General features: G+C 36.0%; 24 protein-coding genes and 1 pseudogene. 17 read left to right on the top strand and 8 right to left on the bottom strand.

What is annotated here, in order from left to right; all coding sequences use genetic code 11:
* The 5 genes from spoVAD to AC3WVZ_RS18925 all read left to right on the top strand — a co-directional run bounded on the left by spoVAD (window position 1) and on the right by AC3WVZ_RS18925 (window position 4,306).
* Window positions 1–1,017, top strand: a complete 1,017-nt coding sequence (gene spoVAD / locus AC3WVZ_RS18945) for a stage V sporulation protein AD (protein ID WP_233935253.1) — start codon at window positions 1–3, stop codon at window positions 1,015–1,017.
* A 3-nt stretch (window positions 1,018–1,020) separates the two neighbouring features.
* Window positions 1,021–1,371, top strand: a complete 351-nt coding sequence (gene spoVAE / locus AC3WVZ_RS18940; protein ID WP_233935251.1) for a stage V sporulation protein AE — start codon at window positions 1,021–1,023, stop codon at window positions 1,369–1,371.
* A gap of 5 nt (window positions 1,372–1,376) precedes the next feature.
* Window positions 1,377–1,946 (top strand): stage V sporulation protein SpoVABEA, encoded by a 570-nt coding sequence (gene spoVAEA, locus AC3WVZ_RS18935; protein WP_001254415.1) that lies wholly within the window; start codon window positions 1,377–1,379, stop codon window positions 1,944–1,946.
* Window positions 1,933–3,405 carry a spore germination protein SpoVAF gene (spoVAF, locus tag AC3WVZ_RS18930; RefSeq protein ID WP_000165595.1) on the top strand — a complete coding sequence of 491 codons (1,473 nt, stop codon included), beginning with the start codon at window positions 1,933–1,935 and terminating at the stop codon, window positions 3,403–3,405. The genes spoVAEA and spoVAF overlap by 14 nt, the downstream gene beginning before the upstream one ends.
* Window positions 3,406–3,502: 97 nt before the next feature.
* Window positions 3,503–4,306, top strand: a complete 804-nt coding sequence (locus AC3WVZ_RS18925; protein ID WP_002026273.1) for a Cof-type HAD-IIB family hydrolase — start codon at window positions 3,503–3,505, stop codon at window positions 4,304–4,306.
* Between the two features lie 31 nt (window positions 4,307–4,337).
* Here AC3WVZ_RS18925 and AC3WVZ_RS18920 read toward each other — a convergent pair whose 3' ends face one another.
* A complete protein-coding gene (locus AC3WVZ_RS18920; RefSeq protein WP_000850515.1) occupies window positions 4,338–5,204 on the bottom strand; it encodes a DUF1002 domain-containing protein in 867 nt (288 codons plus the stop codon).
* A gap of 187 nt (window positions 5,205–5,391) precedes the next feature.
* On the opposite strand from AC3WVZ_RS18920, the gene AC3WVZ_RS18915 reads away from it, so the two are divergent.
* On the top strand, window positions 5,392–5,829 hold the full coding sequence (locus tag AC3WVZ_RS18915) for a peptidylprolyl isomerase (protein ID WP_000853782.1): 438 nt from the start codon (window positions 5,392–5,394) through the stop codon (window positions 5,827–5,829).
* A 126-nt stretch (window positions 5,830–5,955) separates the two neighbouring features.
* Here the strand turns inward: AC3WVZ_RS18915 and AC3WVZ_RS18910 are convergent.
* Window positions 5,956–7,325 (bottom strand): annotated as a pseudogene (locus AC3WVZ_RS18910) (IS1182-like element ISBth7 family transposase); the annotation flags it as partial.
* A gap of 552 nt (window positions 7,326–7,877) precedes the next feature.
* Here AC3WVZ_RS18910 and ribT point away from each other — a divergent pair.
* A complete protein-coding gene (ribT, locus tag AC3WVZ_RS18905; RefSeq protein ID WP_000908401.1) occupies window positions 7,878–8,246 on the top strand; it encodes a GNAT family N-acetyltransferase RibT in 369 nt (122 codons plus the stop codon).
* Between the two features lie 20 nt (window positions 8,247–8,266).
* Here ribT and AC3WVZ_RS18900 read toward each other — a convergent pair whose 3' ends face one another.
* Window positions 8,267–8,785 (bottom strand): DUF309 domain-containing protein, encoded by a 519-nt coding sequence (locus AC3WVZ_RS18900; protein ID WP_000283597.1) that lies wholly within the window; start codon window positions 8,783–8,785, stop codon window positions 8,267–8,269.
* Between the two features lie 99 nt (window positions 8,786–8,884).
* Window positions 8,885–8,980, bottom strand: coding sequence for a YjcZ family sporulation protein (locus AC3WVZ_RS18895; RefSeq protein WP_000510194.1), 96 nt, complete (start codon window positions 8,978–8,980; stop codon window positions 8,885–8,887).
* A gap of 169 nt (window positions 8,981–9,149) precedes the next feature.
* Between AC3WVZ_RS18895 and AC3WVZ_RS18890 the strand changes: the two genes are divergently transcribed.
* From AC3WVZ_RS18890 to AC3WVZ_RS18865, 6 genes are all read left to right on the top strand, one after another.
* Complete coding sequence (locus tag AC3WVZ_RS18890; RefSeq protein WP_001199753.1) at window positions 9,150–9,893, top strand: segregation/condensation protein A; 744 nt, start codon at window positions 9,150–9,152, stop codon at window positions 9,891–9,893.
* A gap of 158 nt (window positions 9,894–10,051) precedes the next feature.
* Window positions 10,052–10,624 (top strand): segregation/condensation protein ScpB, encoded by a 573-nt coding sequence (scpB, locus tag AC3WVZ_RS18885; protein ID WP_000375168.1) that lies wholly within the window; start codon window positions 10,052–10,054, stop codon window positions 10,622–10,624.
* 78 nt (window positions 10,625–10,702) lie between these two features.
* Window positions 10,703–11,605 (top strand): ComEC/Rec2 family competence protein, encoded by a 903-nt coding sequence (locus AC3WVZ_RS18880; protein WP_001214826.1) that lies wholly within the window; start codon window positions 10,703–10,705, stop codon window positions 11,603–11,605.
* A gap of 211 nt (window positions 11,606–11,816) precedes the next feature.
* A complete protein-coding gene (gene nagA, locus AC3WVZ_RS18875; RefSeq protein WP_002179749.1) occupies window positions 11,817–12,959 on the top strand; it encodes an N-acetylglucosamine-6-phosphate deacetylase in 1,143 nt (380 codons plus the stop codon).
* 4 nt (window positions 12,960–12,963) lie between these two features.
* Window positions 12,964–13,752, top strand: a complete 789-nt coding sequence (gene nagB, locus AC3WVZ_RS18870) for a glucosamine-6-phosphate deaminase (RefSeq protein WP_001024210.1) — start codon at window positions 12,964–12,966, stop codon at window positions 13,750–13,752.
* On the top strand, window positions 13,682–14,413 hold the full coding sequence (locus AC3WVZ_RS18865) for a GntR family transcriptional regulator (protein WP_014894892.1): 732 nt from the start codon (window positions 13,682–13,684) through the stop codon (window positions 14,411–14,413). Before nagB ends, AC3WVZ_RS18865 begins: the two co-directional genes overlap by 71 nt.
* A 73-nt stretch (window positions 14,414–14,486) precedes the next feature.
* Here AC3WVZ_RS18865 and AC3WVZ_RS18860 read toward each other — a convergent pair whose 3' ends face one another.
* Window positions 14,487–15,293: a Cof-type HAD-IIB family hydrolase gene (locus AC3WVZ_RS18860; protein WP_000594243.1), complete on the bottom strand. Its 807-nt coding sequence runs from the start codon at window positions 15,291–15,293 to the stop codon at window positions 14,487–14,489.
* A 165-nt stretch (window positions 15,294–15,458) separates the two neighbouring features.
* On the opposite strand from AC3WVZ_RS18860, the gene glcT reads away from it, so the two are divergent.
* The 4 genes from glcT (at window position 15,459) to ptsP (ending at window position 20,821) form a co-directional block, all read left to right on the top strand.
* Window positions 15,459–16,307 (top strand): glucose PTS transporter transcription antiterminator GlcT, encoded by an 849-nt coding sequence (gene glcT / locus AC3WVZ_RS18855; protein WP_233935249.1) that lies wholly within the window; start codon window positions 15,459–15,461, stop codon window positions 16,305–16,307.
* A gap of 339 nt (window positions 16,308–16,646) precedes the next feature.
* Window positions 16,647–18,710, top strand: coding sequence for a PTS glucose transporter subunit IIABC (gene ptsG / locus AC3WVZ_RS18850; protein ID WP_000473178.1), 2,064 nt, complete (start codon window positions 16,647–16,649; stop codon window positions 18,708–18,710).
* 135 nt (window positions 18,711–18,845) lie between these two features.
* Window positions 18,846–19,109 carry a phosphocarrier protein HPr gene (gene ptsH, locus AC3WVZ_RS18845; protein ID WP_000411080.1) on the top strand — a complete coding sequence of 88 codons (264 nt, stop codon included), beginning with the start codon at window positions 18,846–18,848 and terminating at the stop codon, window positions 19,107–19,109.
* Window positions 19,109–20,821: a phosphoenolpyruvate--protein phosphotransferase gene (gene ptsP, locus AC3WVZ_RS18840; protein ID WP_233935248.1), complete on the top strand. Its 1,713-nt coding sequence runs from the start codon at window positions 19,109–19,111 to the stop codon at window positions 20,819–20,821. The genes ptsH and ptsP overlap by 1 nt, the downstream gene beginning before the upstream one ends.
* A 97-nt stretch (window positions 20,822–20,918) precedes the next feature.
* Here the strand turns inward: ptsP and AC3WVZ_RS18835 are convergent, their stop codons facing one another.
* From AC3WVZ_RS18835 to AC3WVZ_RS18825, 3 genes are all read right to left on the bottom strand, one after another.
* On the bottom strand, window positions 20,919–21,281 hold the full coding sequence (locus AC3WVZ_RS18835; RefSeq protein ID WP_000468041.1) for a DUF3915 domain-containing protein: 363 nt from the start codon (window positions 21,279–21,281) through the stop codon (window positions 20,919–20,921).
* Between the two features lie 196 nt (window positions 21,282–21,477).
* Window positions 21,478–21,696: a hypothetical protein gene (locus AC3WVZ_RS18830; protein ID WP_000100485.1), complete on the bottom strand. Its 219-nt coding sequence runs from the start codon at window positions 21,694–21,696 to the stop codon at window positions 21,478–21,480.
* A gap of 234 nt (window positions 21,697–21,930) precedes the next feature.
* On the bottom strand, window positions 21,931–22,548 hold the full coding sequence (locus AC3WVZ_RS18825; protein ID WP_233935247.1) for a nitroreductase family protein: 618 nt from the start codon (window positions 22,546–22,548) through the stop codon (window positions 21,931–21,933).
* Window positions 22,549–22,614 lie beyond the last annotated feature (66 nt).

The raw sequence follows: 22,614 nt of genomic DNA, 5'->3' as shown, positions 1-22,614 counted from the left end.
ATGAGGTTGACCGGAAAACAAACGTGGGTATTTCAAAATGATATATATGTGAATGCAACGGGTACTGCTGTCGGTCCGAAAGAAGCTGAGGGCCCTCTCGGGAAAAAATTTGATATTTCATATGGTGACTTGCATTGTGGAGAAGAAAATTGGGAGCTTGCCGAACGAAGATTAATGTCAGACTCAATTCAACAAGCAGTGCAAAAAGGGAATATAAAAACATCGCAAATTGATTTCTTTTTAGCGGGAGATTTATTAAATCAAACAGTGACAGCAAATTATGTTGCGCGTAAGTGGGGCATTCCTTTTTTAGGAATGTTTAGCGCTTGTGCGACGTCTATGGAGACTTTAGCAGTTGGCTCAGCTTTTATAGACGGTGGATTTGCAAATCGTGTCTTAGCCACAGTAAGTAGTCATAATGCAACGGCTGAAAGACAATTTCGCTATCCAACAGAGTACGGTGGACAAAAGCCAGGGACAGCAAATTCAACTGTGACTGGTGCAGGATCTATATTAATTAGCAATGAAAAAAGTGCAATTAAAATTACGTCGGCTACAATTGGAAAAGTGCAAGATTTAGGAATTACAAATCCTTTGGATATGGGGGCAGCGATGGCTCCAGCAGCAGCTCATACAATTCAACAACATTTTGAAGATTTAAGAAGAAGTGCCGATGATTATGATTTGATTGTTACGGGTGATTTATCAGCTGTTGGGACGCCAATTGCGAAACAACTTTTACTTGAGGAAGGTTATGATCTTGGGCATATATACAATGATTGTGGATTGATGATTTATGAATCAAGTCAAGAAGAAGTGTTTGCAGGTGGTAGTGGTTGCGCTTGTTCAGCAGTTGTCACATATGGTCATTTATTACACGAGATGCAAAAAGGGGATTTACAACGAATTTTTGTCGTTGCGACTGGTGCATTATTAAGCCCGATGATGATGCAACAGAAGGAAACGATTCCAACAATTGCACATGGTGTCGTATTTGAGAGAGTTAAAGGAGAGTGAATTGTGGATTTTATATATGCATTTCTTGTAGGTGGAGTTATTTGTTTAATTGGGCAACTATTGATAGATTTCGTAAAGTTAACACCAGCTCATTTAATGGCAACTTTTGTAGTCATCGGAGCAATTTTAGATGGATTTGGATTGTACGATAAACTAATAAAGTTTGCAGGTGCTGGAGCAACAGTCCCTATTACAAGTTTTGGACATTCACTATTGCACGGAGCAATGCATGCAGCAGAAAAACATGGATATTTAGGAATTGGTATTGGCATGTTTAGTTTAACGTCTGCGGGCATTTCCGCAGCGATATTGTTTTCGTTTTTTATAGCACTTATATGTAAACCGAAAGGATAAATCAAATGAGACGAAGGGTTGTTTTGGTCACAGATGGAGATGAATATGCAAAGCGGACAATTGAGCTTTTAACGAAGGAATTTGGGGGAAGGTGTATTTCAGCATCACAAAGTAATCCAACCAAATTGACAGGGAAAAAAGTTGTTGAGCTTATTATGCAAACGCCATATGACCCTGTATTTGTCATGTTTGATGACAGTGGATTTATTGGAGAAGGATCTGGTGAAAAGGCTTTAAAATATGTGGCTACCCATAAACAAATTGATGTGCTCGGTATTTTAGCGGTAGCGTCTAATACGCATCATTGGGAATGGGCACGTGTAGATGTAAGTGTAGATCGGAATGGGAATTTAACCGAATACGGTGTTGATAAATTTGGACTTCCAGATGGCGAAATTGGCAGAATTAGCGGAGATACAATTTATTGTTTAGATGACTTGAATGTTCCTGTCATCGTTGGAGTCGGTGACATTGGTAAGATGTGTGGAAATGATGAATGGGAGAGGGGATCACCTATTACGAAGAAAGCAATTCAATTAATTTTGGAAAGGAGTGGTTTTTATGACGAAGCCTAAAAAAGTGGATATCCCTATATCAACTTTCATAAGTGACAATGAAAATTATTTAAAGCAGACAGTTGGGCTAGGCGTTACATACGATGTTGGCATTCGTAAATTTCAAATTTTGAATAAAGAAATTGGTGTGTTATTTGTAAACGGACTTTGTGATACAAATTATATTATCCCTATTTTAGAAGAAGCGGTGGATACAAATGAGATAAGGGATGTAGAAGAAGATACAGTGAAGCTTTTAGAGAATCGCTTAATCCATCAACAAGTAAGTAAAGTGAAAACGATGGATGAGGTAATGCTCCAAGTATTATCAGGACTCATCGTGATATTTGTGGAAGGTGAAACGGAAGCGTTTGCAATCGATGTTCGTAGTTATCCAGGGCGAACGCCGACAGAACCAGATACCGAAAAGGTAGTACGCGGTGCAAGGGATGGATTTGTTGAAAATATCGTTGTAAATACAGCATTAATCCGTAGAAGAATTCGAGATCCACGTCTTCGAAATGAAATGGTTCGAGTAGGAGATAGATCACAAACGGATATTTGCATTACATACGTTCAAGATGTTGCAAATCCAGATTTAGTAAAGATTATAAAACAAGAATTAAATAACATCGATGTAGATGGAATTACGATGGCGGATAAAACAGTAGAAGAATTTGTTGTAAAGCAAAGCTATAACCCATTTCCACTTATTCGATATACAGAAAGGCCAGATGTAGCAGCAAATCATCTACTAGAAGGACATGTGTTAGTACTTGTTGACACATCGCCAAGTGCTATGATTACACCGACAACATATTTTCATCATTTACAGCACGCGGAAGAGTTTAGACAAAATCCAGCTGTCGGTACATTTTTACGCTGGGTGCGCTTTTTAGGTGTTATATTCTCGTTATTTTTATTACCATTTTGGTTAGTGTTTGTATTTGATCCAACTCTTTTGCCAGCAAATCTTGCTTTTATTGGACCGACTAAGATGACGCATTTACCAATTTTATTACAGGTGTTAATGGCAGAGGTCGGACTTGAGTTTTTAAGGATGGCAGCCATTCATACTCCAACGCCGTTATCGTCTGCAGCAGGGTTGATTTCCGCTATATTAATTGGTCAAATTGCAATTGATGTAGGTTTGTTTGTGCCAGAAGTAATTTTGTATGTAGCAGTTTCGATGATTGGTGCATATGCAACACCGAGTTATGAATTAGGATTAGGGAATAAGGTTGGGAAATTGTTTGTTATTATTTTAACAGGCCTCTTCCATGAGATGGGATTTGTAATTGGTATGACGATATTAATTTTATTTTTAACGTCTATAAAAAGTTTACAAACACCTTATTTATGGCCGTTTTTACCATTTGATTGGGGCGCATTAACAAAAATTTTACTCCGTCCAACGATGTCTAGTTTAAAAGTACGACCAAGTATTGTAAGACCTCAAAATGTAAAAAGACAAAAATAAACGGGATTATACACCCGTTTATTTTTTTTAGCAAAAATTTATTATTTTTTAACAAAAATCAAACATTTTTTGTGTACACTTAGAGTAGATATTGTGTATGGAAGGGGAAGAGGACATGATTAAATTATTTGTAAGTGATTTAGATGACACGCTCGTTTACGATGTGAATCATATGCAAAAAGAAGATGAACGTGCGCTGTGTTGGTTAGCTGAGAAAGGGACAAATATTTGTTTTGCCTCTGGCCGCTTTACACACAGAATTGATGAAGTTGTAAAAAGGTTTTCATTCCCATATTACACAACTGGCTTAAATGGAGCGACAATGTTGCTTCCGGATGGAAATTTATTTCATGAATCGAGTTTTGAAAATGTGGTTGCCCAGGAAATATATCGATATATACATAAAAAAGGACTAGCGGATATTGTTTGTGCAAACGAGCAGCGATATACAAAAAGGAAGAATGAACATCACCATAATTTTGAAGCGTATATGGGCGTGCATATCGCTGAAATTGAAGCGTTAGAAGAAGAGTTTGGTAAGACTGTACACCCTGCAAAATTGTTTGTTTTTGGAGAAGAAGAGAAAATTGTGACGTTAGATCAAGAGCTACGAGATACGTTTCAAGGCGAAGCGGAAGTTTTTATATCAGGTAAACGCTATGTTGATATTATGCCAAGAGGCGTGAGTAAGGGGAGTGCTCTAAAGCGACTAATGGATCATTTGCAAATTGAAGCAAATGAAGTTGCTTGTATTGGAGATTCTTTCAATGATATTTCTATGTTTGAAGTAACCCCGCATTCATTTACTCTTCATCATGCCCATCCATATGTAAAGGAGAAAGCAAATCATATAGTGCGTTCGGTTGAAGAGGCTGTTATGAAATTACCGTTACTTGTATAAAAAAGAAGCCCGTCACTGGCGGGCTTCTTTTTTACTTGAATAAAGATTTAACAAAATCAATGATACTTGAGAAGAAATCTTTCACTTTATCTAGAAAACTTTGTCCTTCTTCAGAACCTAAGAAGGCAGAAACGTGTTCTTTTGCTTTGTTTAATTGACTACCAACTTGATTCCAATCGATATTAAGATTTTTCATTTTATCAAATAACGATACTAAGTTATCTAACTGTTCATCTGTCAATGTAATGCCGAGTTGATCAGCAATTTTTTTAATTAATGAACGTAAATCTTCTGTTGTTTTTGGCTGTTCTTTTGCAATTTCTTCTTTAATTTTTGCAACAAGTTGAACTGCTTTTTCTTCACCAATTTTATCACCAAGCTGGGCTGTTTGTACCATTTCTTCATTCGCTACTTTTTTAACTTCTTCAGGAATTTGTTTATTGGACGCAGTTTCGTATGCTTTCATTAATCCAGTTAAAGCTGCAGTTCCTGAAACTTTAAAAGGTGCAGTAATTTGAATTTCTGCATCTTTTACACCTGCTGTAATCAAAGCGTTAGTGTACATTGCATCTGTTACCCAGTTAATGTTCTTTGATCGTACAATAAGACCAGATCCTGGTTTTGTGTATGTAATCATAGAAGAAGAAATTGCTCTCGTACCAATTTGTGCTTTTGGAACAATGCCTTCTAGAAATTTATGTTCTTCCGCATTAGATACAGTGATAATTGTAGCATCTTTTGGTGCTTTCATTTCTTTTAACAGATCTTGTTTTTGTTGTTCGGATAAGTTCTCTCCTAATGTAACAATTGATTCTCCCTCAATGATGTCTGCAAATGAAGCTGTTGGCATCATAAATACCGTTACAGCTAATAGCAGAGCTAATAATTTCGTTTTCACGAAAAATCGCTCCCTTTCTCTTTCTAAAATTTTCGGGCAACAAAGTTATTATAGTATATATTTCTTATTTGTCACCTAGCTTTTTCCACATTTCAAAAAAGAAGTATCTAGATTGTCGGATTCTTTTTGTTTCTAGTCATGAATGTGGTAATATAGTGCTGAGATAGTTGAAAGGAGACATATACGTATGAAAACTTTAGGATACATATTAATGGAAAACGGTGAAAAAATCGACTTGGAATTTTTCCCAGAAGAAGCACCGAAAACAGTAGAAAACTTTAAAAAATTAGCAGAGCAAGGATTTTATGACGGTGTTACATTCCACCGTGTTATTCCTGGCTTCGTAAGCCAAGGTGGAGACCCAACAGGTACAGGTGCAGGTGGTCCAGGTTACTCTATTCCATGTGAAACTGATGGAAACCCTCATAGACACCTTGTAGGATCACTTTCTATGGCTCACGCTGGCCGTAACACAGGCGGTAGCCAATTCTTTATCGTTCATGAGCCACAGCCGCATTTAGATGGTGTTCATACTGTATTCGGTAAAGCAACAAGCGGTATTGAAACAGTATTAAAAATGCGTCAAGGCGATGTAATGAAAGAAGTTAAAGTTTGGGAAGAATAAGGTAAGGAAAAAGAGAGCTTTTGCTCTCTTTTTTCAGAGTGTTGGGAAACCCTTTAGGGTTCCCAACACTCTGGAATCTTTTTTGATTTTAGCGAATAAAAACAACATAAAATAATAGAATTTTAAAAAATAGCCCTCCACCTGACCCTTTTTGGTCAGGTGGAGGGCTATTTTTTTCATGTTTTGACAAGCTGCGGTGAGATAAGCTTGCATTTGGACAGACTTCAGCCCTCGAAACCGGGCATAGCGGTAGCCATGTAGTTCTTTGGCGTCTGCAAAGCTTCGCTCTATAGTGGAACAGCGTACTTTATACAACCTTTTCCCTGTAGCTGTTAGCTTGTTTTTTCTAGCAATATCCTTATATTTCTCCCACACATGATGAGTGATAACTTTTTGTTTTTGTTTCTTTGAAAAGCACACCTCACGTAACGGACAAACAGCGCAGTCTTCTGGATTCGATTTGTATTGACGGTATCCTTCACGATCAGTTGTTACATATTCTAGAATACATCCCATCGGACAAGCGAAAACATTCATTTCTTCTACATATTTAAATTGGCTTTTCGGTACTTCTTTATTCCGTTTTCCAAATCGGCGATACCCCATCACCATAAATATATTCCGTTCTGATAGTTTCTTACAGATATATCCTGTAAAATAGCCAGCATCAAGGGCAACAGCTTCTACTTTGAAGTCGAATTTATCAATCTGAGCTTGGAGGCGTGCTAAATACGGCTCGGAATCTGCCATATTTCCAGCCGTTACATAGGTATCTGTAATAATATTGTACTTCGCATCAGTCGTACGATGATCCAAGAAATGAAAACCATTTGGTTTTCCATCTCTCATTAAAAATCCACTATCTGGATCCGTTGTACTTATACGAGTTTTTTTGGTAGGGGTATCACTTTCCTTTCTAGGTTTTAATTCTTTTTTCCATGTACCTCACGATCTTCGATTACCGCAGCTTCTAGCTCGTCTATATAAAACTTTGCTTTTTCTTTTTTATATTTATGTACAAATTTATTTTTATTGGCATTGGCCTTAATATGTGTAGAATCTGTCATCAGTGCACGTCCTCCTACCATCCGGTGCTCCGTCGCTTGTCTCACAATCTCATCAAAAATTTCTTCGAAAATATTTGTATGAATAAAACGAGTACGACGATTCCAACTGATTGTAGAGTGATCCGGAATAGTATCCGATAGAGAAAACCCTAAAAACCAACGGTAGGCAATATTCGTTTTAATTTCCTTTTCCAATTGACGCTCAGAACGAATACCGTAAAAATATCCAATAAACATCATCTTAAATAAAACAATAGGATGAATGGACGGGCGTCCATTGTTTTCACAGTAATAAGGGCGTAACTTCTCTTCAATAAAATCAAAACTAATTGTCGCTTCAATTGCACGAAGGAAATGATCTTGTGGAACCAACTCTTCTACAGAAACAGATACACGCTCATCACGATGATTTTTTAAAGCACCCATCATAAAAAATCTCTCCTTTTCCTCTTTTTTATCAGTGTTGACACATAAAAAGAGGTTCAGACACAAAAACAGGCTGTGGAGAAGACTTTCTCCACAGCCTGGAAAAAGAGAGCTTTTGCTCTCTTTTTTATTTTTAATGAGATTGAGTACTACTTCTACAGCTCATCATACAAGTAGTATTGTTGCTAAAATATATTGTTTGTGAGAACAAACCTTTAACCAATTACATAGAATACATTACATTATATGTTTCAATAAATATTTTTTGTTATATTAATTTTGCTAGAATTGTGCTGCTTTAGAGTAACTATAAATGAAGTGCTGTTGAATGATATGTTTCTTTCCATTCCATATAAAATTTTCTTTTTTTAACTCTATTTATTAAAGGAATAGTGCTGAAACATAGATTTGACTTTCTTCTTTTCGCTTTGTATGATTATCAAGTTGTTTTAGACTCTTCTCACTCTGTTGAAAATATTGTAAAATGAATGTGATATGAAAAGAGTGATTGAGGGGATTACTAGTTTGTAACTTTTGTAAGAAGGGATAAGGGTTATGTTAATTCGTTTTAAAAAAAGTTATGAAAAAATTGCAATGGGGCTTCTTTCGTTTATGCCAACTGAAAAAGATGTGAAAACATTACAATTGACAATGAAAGAATATGAAGCAAAAGATGATTGGCAATTGTATTTGTGGAAAGAAAATGAAGATTTTGTTGGAATAATGGGGATTGTAAAAAAAGAGAATCAAGTATTAGAAATTCAGCATTTGAGTGTGAACCCGTCTCATCGTCATGTGGGGATTGGGACGAAGATGGTTCAAGAGTTAAAGAGTAAATTTCTTGAGTTTACAATTTGCGGAAATGAGCAAACAGCAAGTTTTTGCGAAAAATGTAAAGGGCTAGAACAAAATATACATTCGTGAAAGCAGAGATAAGTAGTTTATTATCTCTGCTTTCTTTTTTGTAATTGTTCGTTTCGTTCAGTAATGACCTCTGTGCGATCACGCAAAGTGTGCTTGTTTATAATATATTCACCTGGGATAGCATTCAAGTCTTTCCAAGAGAGGTTTTGTTTTTGACATAACTCTATGCACTGCTTCTCTAACGATGAATCTGATAAGGGTAAAAATAAAGGTACAAAACGTTCTTTTTTATGGATAGATTGCAATCTTTCATTGAGCAAGGAAAGAAGTTGTACTTGATTAATTCCTAAACGTTGTAAAGGCACACCGCTTTTTTCTAAAATTGTAATTGCGCTTTTCATCATTTTTGTAGAACCATTCCAATTAGCACGTCTTTGGTGGTATAAAGAAACTGCAATTTGAATGAGACCAACTAAGTAATGATCACGATTACCTCTTGGTTTTGTCTTCCAATACTCTTCTAGTATTTCGTGGCATTCAAAATAGTCATAATCTCCATGGAAATGAATTAAAAATTGTATGTATTCGGTAGGATACATGTTTTCTCGCTCCTATCTAACGGTTATACATATAAGTGTATCATAGAAATATGAACAATAAACGACTAGGAGGTTTCCCCCTAGCCGTTATTGTTCATATTAGCAGAAGCAAGCTGCTCCTACAATAATTAGTAAAATAAACAGTACAACAAGTAATGCGAACCCACCGCTAAAACCACAATCAACGTGACCCATAGTTTTTTGACCTCCTACATTGTTCTTACTACACTGTTATCATATGAAGTGGTGGGCATGATGACATAGGCATCGGTCTATTTTTAATTAAATTTCTTAAAAAGGTTGGATAGAACATGAGTATGCTCTATACTTATGTTGTTATAGAAAAAATGTGGTGGGATGCTTTGTGCAATATAATTTTAAAGTAGAGGCTTTTGAAGGGCCGTTAGATCTATTGTTACATTTAATACATCGTTATGAAATTGATATATATAATATTCCTGTAGCAGATATTACAGAGCAATATTTATCTTATGTGCATACGATGAAAGAACTTCAATTAGATGTTGCAAGTGAGTATTTAGTAATGGCTGCAACGTTATTACAAATTAAAAGTAAGATGTTGTTGCCGAAACATGAAGAAGATGTACTTGATAACGGTGATGATTTTATAGATGATCCTCGTCAAGAATTGATGGAGAGGTTAATTGAATATAAGAAATATAAGCAAGTTGCTACTGAGTTAAAAGAAAGAGAACAAGAAAGAGCACAGCTATATACACGTCCACCAATTGACTTTACATCGTTGCAACAAGAAGAGGAGACAAGCTTACCTCTTGATGTTACGTTATATGATATGCTAGCAGCATTTCAAAAATTAATGCGCCGTAAAAAGGCAAAAAAACCTGTAACAACACGTATTACTCGTCAAGAAATACCAATTGAACAGCGAATGACTGATATTTTAAAACAGTTAAAAATAAAGGGTGGTCGCCAAAGTTTTTATGATTTGTTTGTTGATGATGAACGTGAAATAATGGTTGTAACATTTTTAGCAGTTCTGGAACTTATGAAAAACCAACAAATCATAATTGAGCAAGAACATAATTTTGATGAAATTTTCGTATCAAGCTCTAATAAATCTGCATAGAGCCAGTATGTGAAAATGGGATAGCAACATTTTATCTCATGCTATGTTTTAATGTATCGTTTGGAACAAGAGAAAAAATATTGAACCGAACGCATTAATTGTGATTCGGTTTTTTGATGTGTATTTTTATGAGAAAATAGAAGGAAGGAGCTCGTGAAATGGATAGGAAAGAACAAAAGTCAATTATTGAAGGCCTTTTATTTGTTTCTGGTGATGAAGGGATTTATCCAGAACAAATAGCGAAAGTTCTTGAAATTGAAATGAATGAAGCAATTAATATTTTAGAAGAAATGCAACAAGAATGTGAAGGTGCAAACCGTGGTTTGCAAATTGTACAGTATGCAAAAGTATATCGTTTTGCTACAAAGAAAGAACATGCTTCATATTATCAAAAATTAATAGATACACCAACAGCTGCTTCACTCTCACAAGCTGCCCTCGAAACGTTAGCGATTGTTGCATATCGCCAACCAATCACAAGGACTGAAATGGAAGAGATTAGAGGAGTTAAAACTGATAAGGCGTTACAAACGTTGGTTTCACATTTACTTATAAAAGAAATGGGAAGAGCAGAAGGACCAGGGCGTCCTATTTTATACGGAACAACAAAAGAATTTTTAGACACATTTGGATTGAAAACATTAGATGATTTACCACCGCTTTCTGAAGAGAATGAACAAATGAATGAAGCAGATTTATTCTTCGGTTCCTTACAAGAGATATCGAAATAAAAGCTTAGCATTTTGCTAAGCTTTTTTTGTATATCAATTATTTACAGTGCCATACTAAATGAAAAAAGGAGACGAGTTATGAGAGGTATGCGGATTATTTTATTATTAGTTTCTGTTTTATTATGTTTTTCTTTAAATAGCGCATCAGCTAAAAGGTATATGATGTCCATTCATACTACGTCTCCTTTACATATGCATCGGCAACATCTTAGTAAAATGAAAGTGAGCTTTTTAAAAGTGGGGCAAGGTGACGCAACACTTATTATAATGCCAAATGGACAAACAATGTTAATTGATGGAGGACCTTATGAAGCAGGAGAGGTTATTATTCAGAAATTAATTGAGAAAGGGATTAATCATTTAGATGTAATTGTCAGTACGCATCCCGATATGGATCATATAGGGGGGTTAATTCCAATTGTAGAGCAAATGCCGGTATCGCTTATACTAGATAGCGGAAAAACATATAGTTCTCTTACTTATCATACGTATCGGAATAATATAAAAAAAAGAGGGATACCTTTCGTTTCAGTAAAGGAAGGACAATATATACCGCTGGATCCACATGTTTCTATACAAGTATTAAACAACGGGAAATCAAAAGATGAAAATAATGAATCCTCAATTGTTTTAAAGGTGCGATATGGAAAAGCGGATTTTTTATTAATGGGTGACGCGGATGTACGGACAGAACATGAAATATTAAAACAATTTGATGTCCATGCAGATGTGTTAAAAGTGGGGCATCATGGCTCATATACTTCAACAAGTGAAACGTTTATAAAAAAAGTGGAACCGCAGTTTGCTATTCTATCGTACGGGAGTAATAATCCGTATGGACATCCTCACCAAAGTGTAGTGAAACGCTTAAAAAGGCACGGTATAATGGTATATAGAACGAATAAACGTACAGTAGAAATGGAAACAGATGGTGAACATATTATGTTAGAATCTAGCGGATTAATGCCATTGTTGAAGTGATTTCTATATTAGGGGGCGATACTGTCCCTTTTTGGAAAAATGAATAATATATATTATAATTATAAGAGACGTAAGAAATTTCCTTTTCTGTTGAATAAAAAGGAAATTTCATTAGAATGTATAGACAACTACTCGTGCGTATATTAAGATGGAACTAGGCGAATAAGGTAATAATAACAAGTAGGTAATTCATGGGAAAGGATCGATGAAAATGAAAACGCAAATTGTCATCAATGCCAAAATTTACACAGGTCAAGAAATAGTGGAAAACGGATTTATTCGTTACGCAGAAACCATTAAAGAAATTGGTTTGATGGCTCAATATGTACCACAAGAAAATGAAACTGTTTTTGATGCTACAGGGAAGATTATAATTCCAGGTATGATCGATGTTCATATTCATGGTGGATACGATATTGATGCGATGGATGCAAATAGCGATGGGTTAGTAACTCTAGGTAAAGAAATGTTAAAAGAAGGGGTTACAACTTACTTCCCAACAACAATGACACAAGCTCCAGAGGCAATTGAAGCAGCGTTAACTGCTGCGAAAGAAGCAAAAGAAAAAGGAGCGCATTTCGAATATATTCATTTAGAAGGACCTTATGTTTCAAAGAAACGTGCAGGTGCACAGCCACTTGAACATATCGTTCCTGCAAATATTGAGCAATTTAAACAATGGCAAGAAGCAAGTGGGAACTTAATTAAATTAGTAACATATGCACCAGAAGAAGAGGGAGCATTAGAGTTTGAACAATATCTTGCTGAAACTGGTGTAGTTGGCACAATGGGACATACAGATGCAATTGATGCGCAACTAAAAAATAGAAAGATTACACATGCGACACATTTATACAATCAAATGCGTGGATTACATCACCGTGAACCAGGAGTTGTGGGTCATGTGTTATTAAATCCAGATGTAATGGTTGAAGTAATTACAGATGGTATTCATATTCACCCTGACATGGTGAAATTAGCATATAAGTTAAAAGGACCGAAAAAAGTAAGTGTTATTACTGACGCAATGCGTGCAAAAGGTCTTGAAGATGGATTATATGAGCTTGGCGGACAGCCAGTACATGTAAAAGATGGTAGTGCTCGATTAGAAGATGGAACGTTAGCTGGTAGTATTCTAAAAATGGATCAAGCTTTCCGAAATGTAATTGAATTTACAGGTTGTTCAATCGAAGATGCAGTACTTATGACATCAGTTAACCAAGCAGAAGAGTTTGGATTAAATAATAAAGGTGCATTAGCGGTAGGAAAAGATGCAGACTTTGTTGTGATGAATGAAGATTTACATGTATATGATACGGTTCGTTTAGGAATTCATATGAAGGAAGGGAAGTAATTAAATGAATATTCTTGTTGTAAAAACTCCAGAAGAATTAGCAGAAGCAGGTTATAAATTAATTGAAGAAGTTGTAAAAACAAAAGAAAATCCAACATTAGGAATGGCTACAGGAAGCTCTCCATTAGGTATTTATGCAGAAATGCGAAAAAATAAACTTGATACAAGCCGTGTAACCACTGTAAACTTAGATGAGTACGTAAATTTACCACATGAAGATAAAAACAGCTATCACTATTTCATGCAAGAACAGTTGTTTGATCATCTTCCATTTAAACAAACTTATGTACCAAACGGGATGGCAAGTGATTTAGAGGAAGAGTGCAAACGTTACGAGAGCATTCTAGCTGCTAACCCAGTTGACCTACAGATTCTTGGAATCGGTGAAAACGGTCACATCGGATTTAATGAGCCAGGAACACCGTTTAATTCTCCAACAAACATTGTTGAATTAACAGAATCTACACGCCAAGCAAACCTTCGATTCTTCGAAAAAGAAGAAGATGTGCCAACTCATGCGATTACAATGGGAATTGGAAGCATTATGAAAGCGAAACAAGTTCTACTTGTTGCTATGGGTTCTAAAAAGGCAGAAGCTGTTAAAGAATTATTGCAAGGTGAATATAGTGAAGAGTGTCCGGCTACAGTTTTACAACGTCATCCGAATGTAACCGTAATCGCTGATCAAGAAGCTCTATCTTTATGCAGTGAGGCGATTGCTGATGAACATCGACAAGTATTCACCATTTCCGATCTATTATCAGATTCAAGAGTGGGTGAAACAGCTAATTGAGGACGGCGAATGGAAGCCGGGAGATAAAATCCCATCTGAGAATGAACTTTGTGATAAGTTCGAAGTGAGTCGAATGACAATCAGACAGGCGATTAATAATTTAGTGGAACAAGGCTATTTATATCGGAAGCGTGGAATTGGAACATTTGTCCAACTTCCGAAAGTGGAACAAAAATTGCAAGGAATGACGGGATTCACAGAAGACATGATTTCTCGTGGGATGAACCCAAGTAGTCAATTACTTAGTTTCCGCCTAGTTCCAGCTACTGCTAAAATAGCAGACCGGTTGAGAATACAGGAGGGGGAATCGGTTTATGAAGTGAGGCGTATTCGCTTAGCTGATGATGAACCGATTGCTTTTGAGACGACATATTTGTCGCCAGCTCTTGTAAAAGATATTAACGAAGAGATATTGCAACAATCTTTATATGAACATTTAGAGAAAAAACTGGGCTTTAAACTTGTTAGCGCTACTCAGTCAATTGAAGCTTCCGTTGCGACGGAAAATGAAGCTGAACATCTGCATATTCCTAAAAAGGCGCCTGTACTTGTAATGCGTCAATGGTCATATTCAGAAGGTGAGATACCGCTAGAGTACGTGAAATGTATTTATCGTGGAGATCGTTATAAATTTATTACGAATATCGCACGTAACAAATAGTATATTTCAGTTTGTGAAGTACAGTGGAATTGAAAATGGTTAACATGTAAAGAAATAAAAATACGACTCATCCTTATAAGGAATGAGTCGTATTTTTATTATGAGCAATTACGTGGTTAACAGCATCTTTGACGTGATTTACTACATAGTGAGCGTGTTTTTTTACTGCATCATCTGCTTGCGACATAGCAAAACTGTGAGGAGTTAAAGAAAACATAGGAATGTCATTATAAGAATCCCCTATACAAGCAATTTCCTCAGGTTTTATTTGAAACTCATTTAATAAAACAGAAATGGCAGAGCCTTTACTAACATTCGGTGGCATTACATCTAAACATTGTTCTGCTGAGATGAAAGTACTAACTTTCCCGTGGAATTTTTCATCAATTTTTTTCTGAAGGAGTTGTAAGCTCTCCTTTGTTCCACCGACAGAAATTTTATTTGGGAAAATTGTATCATCAATCTTCTGTAGTAAGTTTGGTTCTTCAACAGAAGTCATAGTTACTTGTTGTTCAAGTTCTTGAATGAAAGGTGTTTTCTCTTCAATGTAATAATTATGCTCATCACTTACATAACGGAAATAAGGATCTTCATTCGTCATAGCTAACAAATCGGGAAGTATGCTGGAATCAAAAGTTGCAGATAATAGTTGTTTATTTTCATGTGTATATACAAAAACACCATTTACACTAATGCGATGAAAATTTGTATTTACAGCTTTCATTAAGTCTGCAATTTCATTATCAAGTCTTCCGGAAGCGAAGCAAAGAATAACATTTTGCTCGGCAAGGCTGCGCAGTGCCGCAACATCTTGTTCGTCAATAAGACCTCCGTGTTGCATCATTGTACCATCGATATCACTTACAAACATTTTAATCATGCTGTTATCTCCTTTCTATGTACAGTTGCTCTTACATTATACGCATCATATATAAACATGTCTAAAAAATGAATTTTTATTAAATGGCAGATGTTTTACATTGACGACAAAGAAGAATATTCTGTAACATAAAAGTAGGCTATTTAAGTACGAGGGTGGTGTTATATGAGTAATTATCTAGAAATTAAAAAAGTTTTAAATAATAATGTCATCATTGCTAGCCATCCGGAACACGAGGAAGTAGTAGTGATTGGTAAAGGAATTGGATTTGGGAAAAAAGCGAAAGATGTATTGGAGCAAGAACAAATCGAAAAGATGTTTGTCTTAAAAAATGAACGTGATCGTGAACAATACAAATTATTAGTGCCGCATATTAGTGAAAAATTAATTGAATTGATGAACGATATTATGCTGTACATTCAAGGGAAAGCGAAATCGCCACTAAATGAACATATTCATATTGCGTTAACAGATCATATTTCATTTGCGATTAAAAGGTTAAAACAAGGACTTACAATTGATAACCCTTTTTTAGTTGAAACAAAAATGCTCTATCCAAAGGAATATGAAATTGCGAAAGGTGTTGTAGAACTTTTAAATTCTCGTTTGCAAATTACATTGCCAGAAGGAGAAATTGGTTTTATTGCACTTCACATTTACAGTTCGCTTACAAATTCTGATTTATCTTCAGTTAATCAAAACTCCCGTCTCATTGCACAACTTGTATCTTTAATTGAGACAAACTTACAAATTACATTAGATCAAGAGAGCATTCATTATTTACGTCTTATTCGTCATCTTCAATATGCTATTGAGAGGGTGAAAAAAGGAGAAAAAGTAGAGGAATCGCAAAGTTTTGCTGATTTATTAAAGGCGGAGTATCCAGCTTGCTATAACTTGGCTTGGAAGCTAGTTAAGGTCATGCAAAAAGAGTTGCAACTACCTGTATATGAAGCTGAAAGTATTTATTTAACGATGCACTTGCAACGCTTAGTAAAGGCAGAGCATGTGTAAAAAGCCATATATTTTTGTCTAAAATGAAAACGTTAAAAAAAATGATTGAATCGCTTACAATAGTTATGTATAATAACTATTGCAAAGTTATACAAATTTCGACAAACACATTAAGGTGAGTAACGAAAACGTTTGCCTTAATTATAGTGAACTTATACGTAAACCTATTTTTGACACGTGTTACTGATTCGATCAGGCATGAGTGGAGAAAAGTAAGGAATGTAAGCTAGAGAAAGGGATATACTACCCTTTGTATAGCTATCGTTCTATCTTTTTTTCCTCATGTCTTTTTGGCGTTTGTCGGAAGGTATCAATATAGATAAGAGAGGAAGGGTTTCCATGTTTAAGAAGATCTTTGGTGTTCTTCAAAAAGTCGGAAAAGCGTTAATGCTTCCAGTAGCGATTTTACCGGCGGCAGGTATTTTACTTGGATTTGGTAATGCATTTCAAAATCCACAGTTAACAAATGTTATTCCTGCTTTAAAAGCAGATTGGTTCGTAATGGTTGCAAAAATTATGGAACAATCTGGTGATATTATTTTCGCTAACCTTGCATTATTATTCGCAGTTGGGGTAGCAATTGGTTTAGCTGGTGGAGACGGAGTAGCTGGTTTAGCAGCATTCGTCGGCTACTTAATTATGAACAAAACGATGAGTGTGTTCTTAGAAGTAGATAAGCTAGTGAAAGTAACAAGTTCTGGAGCAGACCCAGTAAAAATTGGATTTGCAGATCCAGCGTATGCAAACGTATTAGGTATTCCAACGCTACAAACAGGGGTATTTGGTGGTATTATCGTCGGTATAGTAGCGGCATATTGCTATAATAAATACTTCAACATTGAATTACCATCATACTTAGGTTTCTTTGCAGGTAAGCGTTTCGTACCGATCGCAACTGCAACATTCTCTTTAATAGTAGGTATTATCATGTGCTTCGTTTGGCCATACATTCAAGGTGGCTTAAACACGTTCTCACATCAAATGATTGATGCAAATAGAACAATTGCAGCATTTATATTCGGTTTAATTGAACGTTCATTAATTCCATTTGGATTACATCACATTTTCTATTCACCGTTCTGGTTCGAATTCGGTCAGTATACAAATGCAGCTGGCGAATTAATCCGTGGTGACCAAAAAATCTTTATGGCACAGTTAAAAGACGGTGTAGAATTAACAGCAGGGACATTTACAACTGGTAAGTATCCGTTCATGATGTTCGGTCTTCCAGCAGCAGCTTTAGCAATGTACCATGAAGCACGTCCAGAAAATAAAAAATTAGCAGCAGGTATTTTAGGTTCTGCAGCATTAACATCTTTCTTAACAGGTATTACAGAGCCACTTGAATTTTCATTCTTATTCGTAGCGCCAGTATTATTCGGAATTCACGCTGTATTTGCTGGTCTATCATTTATGACAATGCAAATTTTAGGTGTTAAAATTGGTATGACATTCTCTGGTGGTTTAATTGACTTCCTATTATTCGGTGTACTACCAGGCCGTACAGCATGGTGGTGGGTAATTATTGTTGGTCTTGTACTAGCAGTTATTTACTACTTCGGATTCCGCTTTGCAATTCGTAAATGGAATCTAAAAACACCTGGTCGTGAAGTGGCAAATGCAAATGACGGCGCAGGAAAAGCAGAAGCAGGCGAACTCCCTCGTGAAGTATTAGTAGCACTTGGTGGTAAAGAAAACATTGCTTCTTTAGATGCTTGTATTACTCGTTTACGTGTTCAAGTTAACGAACAAAAGAATGTAAACAAAGACCGCTTAAAAGAACTTGGAGCAGCTGGTGTACTTGAAGTTGGAAATAACATTCAAGCTATTTTCGGACCGAAATCTGACACATTAAAATCACAAATTCATGATATTATGTCAGGTCGTACACCTCATGTTGAAAAAGAAGAACCTGTAAAAGTGGAAGAAACTCCTCAAAAAGTTGATGAAAATGAAACAATTGTATCACCAATCGAAGGGAAAATCTTACCAATTACAGAAGTACCTGACCAAGTATTCTCAGGAAAAATGATGGGAGACGGATTTGCAATTGAGCCAACTGAAGGAACAGTAGTTTCTCCAGTGAACGGTGAGATTGTCAATGTATTCCCTACAAAACATGCGATTGGTATTCAATCAGAAGGCGGAAAAGAAATTTTAATTCACTTCGGTATTGATACTGTAAAATTAAATGGTGAAGGTTTTGAAGCGCTTGTAGCACAAGGCGACAAGGTGAAACAAGGCCAACCATTATTAAAAGTAGATCTTGCATTTGTAAAAGAAAATGCACCATCTATCATTACACCAATTGTCTTTACAAACTTACAACAAGGGCAACAAGTCGAATTGAAAAAAGATGGAAATGTTAAGAAGGGCGAAACCGCTATTATTGACATTCAGTAGGAATTTGACGCAAAATGTTTATAATTATAATAGGCGATGTGGTTGACCGAACATCGCCTATTATATACAATAGATGATGTAGTACTCACGTCTATACAACTAAAAAATACTGTAATTTAAAGGAGATAAATTATCATGGAAAAAATCTTTAAAGTAACTAGCGACTCAGGAATTCATGCTCGTCCAGCGACTCTACTTGTAAACACTGCAAGCAAATTCGGTTCTGACATTAACTTAGAGTATAACGGAAAGAACGTTAACTTAAAATCAATCATGGGCGTTATGTCTTTAGGCATTCAACAAAACGCAGAAATTAAAATCACTGCAAATGGTGATGATGCAGCTCAAGCACTAGCAGCTATCGAAGAAACTATGAAAAACGAAGGATTAGGAGAATAATGACTCTTAACATTCAAGGGATCGCTGCATCAAGTGGGATTGCTATTGCAAAGGCTTTCAGACTTGAAAATCCTGAATTTAACATCGAAAAAAAATCAATTACAAACGAAGCTGCAGAAATTGCACGCTTAGACGCTGCGCTTGAGAAAGCAAAAACTGAATTAGAAGCTATTAAGGACCACGCATTTGCTGAGCTAGGTGCTGACAAAGCTGCGATCTTTGAAGCACATTTATTAGTGTTAAATGATCCAGAACTAGTAAACCCAGTAAAAGATAAAGTAAATAGCGAAAAAGTAAATGCTGAATTTGCAATGGATGAAGTTGCATCAATGTTTATTTCTATGTTTGAAAACATGGATAACGAATATATGAAAGAACGTGCTGCGGACATTCGTGACGTAACAAAACGCGTTCTTGCACATTTACTAGGAATTAACTTCTCAAATCCTGGTACAATTTCTGAAGAGGTAATCATCATTGCTGAAGATTTAACACCATCTGATACAGCTCAGTTAAACCGTAAGTATGCAAAAGGTTTCACTACTGATATCGGTGGACGTACATCTCACTCTGCAATTATGGCTCGTTCTATGGAAATTCCAGCTGTTGTTGGTACGAAAGTTGTTATGGAGAAAATCCAAAACGGCGATATCGTTATCATTGACGGTTTAGATGGAGAAGTAATTGTAAACCCATCAGAAGAAACTCTTCGTTCGTTTGAAGAAAAGAAAGCGAAATTTGAAGAGCAAAAAGCTGAATGGGCTAAATTAAAAGACCAAGCTACTGTAACAAGTGACGGACATCACGTTGAGCTTGTTGCAAATATCGGAACACCAAATGATGTACAAGGTATTATCGATAATGGCGGAGAAGGCGTTGGCTTATACCGTACAGAATTCTTATACATGGGCCGTGACAATCTTCCAACAGAAGAAGAGCAGTTCGAAGCGTATAAAGCAGTTCTTGAAGGTGTAAAAGAAGGGCAACCAGTCGTTGTTCGTACACTTGACATCGGTGGAGATAAAGAGCTTCCATACTTACATTTACCAAAAGAAATGAACCCATTCTTAGGATACCGTGCAATTCGCTTATGTCTTGATGAGCAAGATGTGTTCCGTACACAACTTCGTGCATTACTTCGTGCTAGCGTATACGGTAACTTAAAAATTATGTTCCCAATGATTGCAACTCTTGATGAGTTCCGTCAAGCGAAAGCGATTTTATTAGAAGAGAAAGCGAAACTTGTAGAAGCGGGTACAACTGTTTCTGATTCTATTGAAGTTGGTATGATGGTTGAAATCCCAGCTTCAGCAGTATTAGCAGATCAATTCGCGAAAGAAGTTGACTTCTTCTCTATCGGAACAAATGATTTAATCCAATACACAATGGCTGCAGACCGTATGAACGAACAAGTATCATACTTATACCAACCATATAACCCATCTATTTTACGTCTTGTAAAAATGGTTATCGATGCTGCTCATAAAGAAGGCAAATGGGCTGGTATGTGTGGTGAGATGGCGGGCGATTCACTTGCTATCCCATTATTATTAGGATTAGGTTTAGATGAGTTCAGTATGAGTGCAACATCTATTCTTCCTGCAAGAACACAGCTAAGCAAGTTGTCAAAAGCAGAAATGGAAACATTAGCAGAAAAAGCATTAATGCTGTCAACTGCTGAAGAAGTTGTTGAACTAGTTAAAAGCATATAATTAATAAAAAAACCTGAGTCGATTTGAAATCGGTCTCAGGTTTTTTCTATGAGAAAAGTAAATCTTATTTGCTTACTATCGAGGATAAGAGACAGAATTAGATAGCGATTGCAACGATATCAGTTGGGCATACACGTAAAATACCAGTAAAAGTATTTCGATTTTGATTGTTCTTATCGTCTTTATTGTTATCTTTGTTGTCTTTGTCATTACGAGCTAAAGCAGAGAAAAGAGCAACACCGTTAGCGAAACCTTCAAAAATTACATTGTTGAAAGTACCATTACCTCTAATGCTTAAAAGAGAAAGTTCTGTTCCAACTGAAATGCTAGCAAGTACGTTACATACAGCTGGTTGTTGTGGTCTAACCTCTCTCTCTCTCTCTTTCTCGCGATGGTCGCGCTCTCTTTCATGATGATGACATTCTCTAAAGTTATCACAGCATCCAAATGATCCAAACATAATCCTCATCACCCCCTTCACACTTATAATCTATGTAAGTTCGGTAGTTAGTGACTGGACAGAGAGTGGAATTTTTTCTAGGGGATTTTCTCATTTTAAATGACTAGCTGGGTGTTTAGTATGGAATGATGTTTAAAATAGGGGGAATATAACAAAAAAATGTAAAAACCACTGAAATAAATGAAATGGGTAGCCTTTACACTTTTTTACTTTTATATAAAACGATGATATATACAGGAAGAGCTAGGAGTAGTGGTACAATGGATCGAGCAGTATGTTTTTCTGATTCTAATTGGAATGCTTCTTCTTTTGGAAATTGTAAAATGGAGATGTTTGCGGCATCACCAATAAAATATAGAAGCAGTACAGTTACTATGTAACATAAAAGTGCGATAAAGCTTCCGTATGAACTCAATGAAAATCCCTCTCTTGTTATCTATTTGTTATCATTGTATCAAAATTGTAACAAAAATACACGGGTATATTTCAACGTCTTAACAAAATTCGACATGAAACGTCATGTTTATTTATGAGAAGGGAATAGAATATACTTTTCCATAAGTATAAATGTCGAATGATTTGTAGTAATATTACAAAAATATGACAGGGAATAAAAAAACGAAGGCAATGTAGTTGCCTTCGTTTTTTATTATTTTGCCCACTCGCTTACTTGCTCTACGCTCATGCGAGGTGCAGGGTGGCCTTTTAAAGTTGATTCCCCAATTGTAATAAGCATAATTGGAACGTAACGAGATGAAACGTTAAATTCGTCTGTCAGTGCTTGTGGATTGAAGCCACCAATAGCACAAGTATCCCAACCAGTTGCTTTAGCTGCAAGCATAAGTTGCATTGCTGCTAAAGATGCATTTGAAAAGGCAGCATCTCTTGGGAATTGTTCACGAGCATATGCAGATTCAATATTTTTAGCTAAGCGTTCTTTTGCTTCTTCTTTCATAAATCCTTGTTCTACAATTGGACCATATACTGGCTCAACATTTTTATAAGCTTCTAAATCACCTAAAATAGCGACTACTGCAGAAGCATCAAGAATTTGTTGTTGGTTATAAGCTATTGGGTGTAATCGTTTTTGTACATCTTCACCTTGAAAAACAAGGAATTTCCAGTGTTGTAAGTTCCAAGCGGAAGGTGCTTGTGCTGCTGCTTTTAAAATCTCATGTAATTCTGTAGATGAGATTTCTTTATTTGGGTTGAATGCACGTGTAGATGTGCGTTCATATAGAACGTTAATAAAGTTGTCGTTTGTCATAATATATCCTCCAAATTGTATATAAAATTATCGGGAAAACGCAATGTATATTACTTACATTTTGTA

This window comes from Bacillus sp. CPT56D-587-MTF (assembly GCF_058792335.1).
This window is presented reverse-complemented; position numbering and strand designations above follow the sequence as displayed.

Excerpts from the sequence above, each read along its gene's own strand:
- spoVAD (WP_233935253.1), top strand. The coding sequence starts at position 1 with ATGAGGTTGACCGGAAAACAAACGTGGGTATTTCAAAATGATATATAT.
- spoVAEA (WP_001254415.1), top strand. The coding sequence starts at position 1,377 with ATGAGACGAAGGGTTGTTTTGGTCACAGATGGAGATGAATATGCAAAG.
- spoVAF (WP_000165595.1), top strand. The coding sequence starts at position 1,933 with ATGACGAAGCCTAAAAAAGTGGATATCCCTATATCAACTTTCATAAGT.
- AC3WVZ_RS18925 (WP_002026273.1), top strand. The coding sequence starts at position 3,503 with ATGGAAGGGGAAGAGGACATGATTAAATTATTTGTAAGTGATTTAGAT.
- AC3WVZ_RS18915 (WP_000853782.1), top strand. The coding sequence starts at position 5,392 with ATGAAAACTTTAGGATACATATTAATGGAAAACGGTGAAAAAATCGAC.
- ribT (WP_000908401.1), top strand. The coding sequence starts at position 7,878 with ATGTTAATTCGTTTTAAAAAAAGTTATGAAAAAATTGCAATGGGGCTT.
- AC3WVZ_RS18900 (WP_000283597.1), bottom strand. The coding sequence starts at position 8,785 with ATGTATCCTACCGAATACATACAATTTTTAATTCATTTCCATGGAGAT.
- AC3WVZ_RS18895 (WP_000510194.1), bottom strand. The coding sequence starts at position 8,980 with ATGGGTCACGTTGATTGTGGTTTTAGCGGTGGGTTCGCATTACTTGTT.
- scpB (WP_000375168.1), top strand. The coding sequence starts at position 10,052 with ATGGATAGGAAAGAACAAAAGTCAATTATTGAAGGCCTTTTATTTGTT.
- AC3WVZ_RS18880 (WP_001214826.1), top strand. The coding sequence starts at position 10,703 with ATGAGAGGTATGCGGATTATTTTATTATTAGTTTCTGTTTTATTATGT.
- nagA (WP_002179749.1), top strand. The coding sequence starts at position 11,817 with ATGAAAACGCAAATTGTCATCAATGCCAAAATTTACACAGGTCAAGAA.
- nagB (WP_001024210.1), top strand. The coding sequence starts at position 12,964 with ATGAATATTCTTGTTGTAAAAACTCCAGAAGAATTAGCAGAAGCAGGT.
- AC3WVZ_RS18865 (WP_014894892.1), top strand. The coding sequence starts at position 13,682 with ATGAACATCGACAAGTATTCACCATTTCCGATCTATTATCAGATTCAA.
- AC3WVZ_RS18860 (WP_000594243.1), bottom strand. The coding sequence starts at position 15,293 with ATGATTAAAATGTTTGTAAGTGATATCGATGGTACAATGATGCAACAC.
- glcT (WP_233935249.1), top strand. The coding sequence starts at position 15,459 with ATGAGTAATTATCTAGAAATTAAAAAAGTTTTAAATAATAATGTCATC.
- ptsG (WP_000473178.1), top strand. The coding sequence starts at position 16,647 with ATGTTTAAGAAGATCTTTGGTGTTCTTCAAAAAGTCGGAAAAGCGTTA.
- ptsH (WP_000411080.1), top strand. The coding sequence starts at position 18,846 with ATGGAAAAAATCTTTAAAGTAACTAGCGACTCAGGAATTCATGCTCGT.
- ptsP (WP_233935248.1), top strand. The coding sequence starts at position 19,109 with ATGACTCTTAACATTCAAGGGATCGCTGCATCAAGTGGGATTGCTATT.
- AC3WVZ_RS18835 (WP_000468041.1), bottom strand. The coding sequence starts at position 21,281 with ATGTTTGGATCATTTGGATGCTGTGATAACTTTAGAGAATGTCATCAT.
- AC3WVZ_RS18825 (WP_233935247.1), bottom strand. The coding sequence starts at position 22,548 with ATGACAAACGACAACTTTATTAACGTTCTATATGAACGCACATCTACA.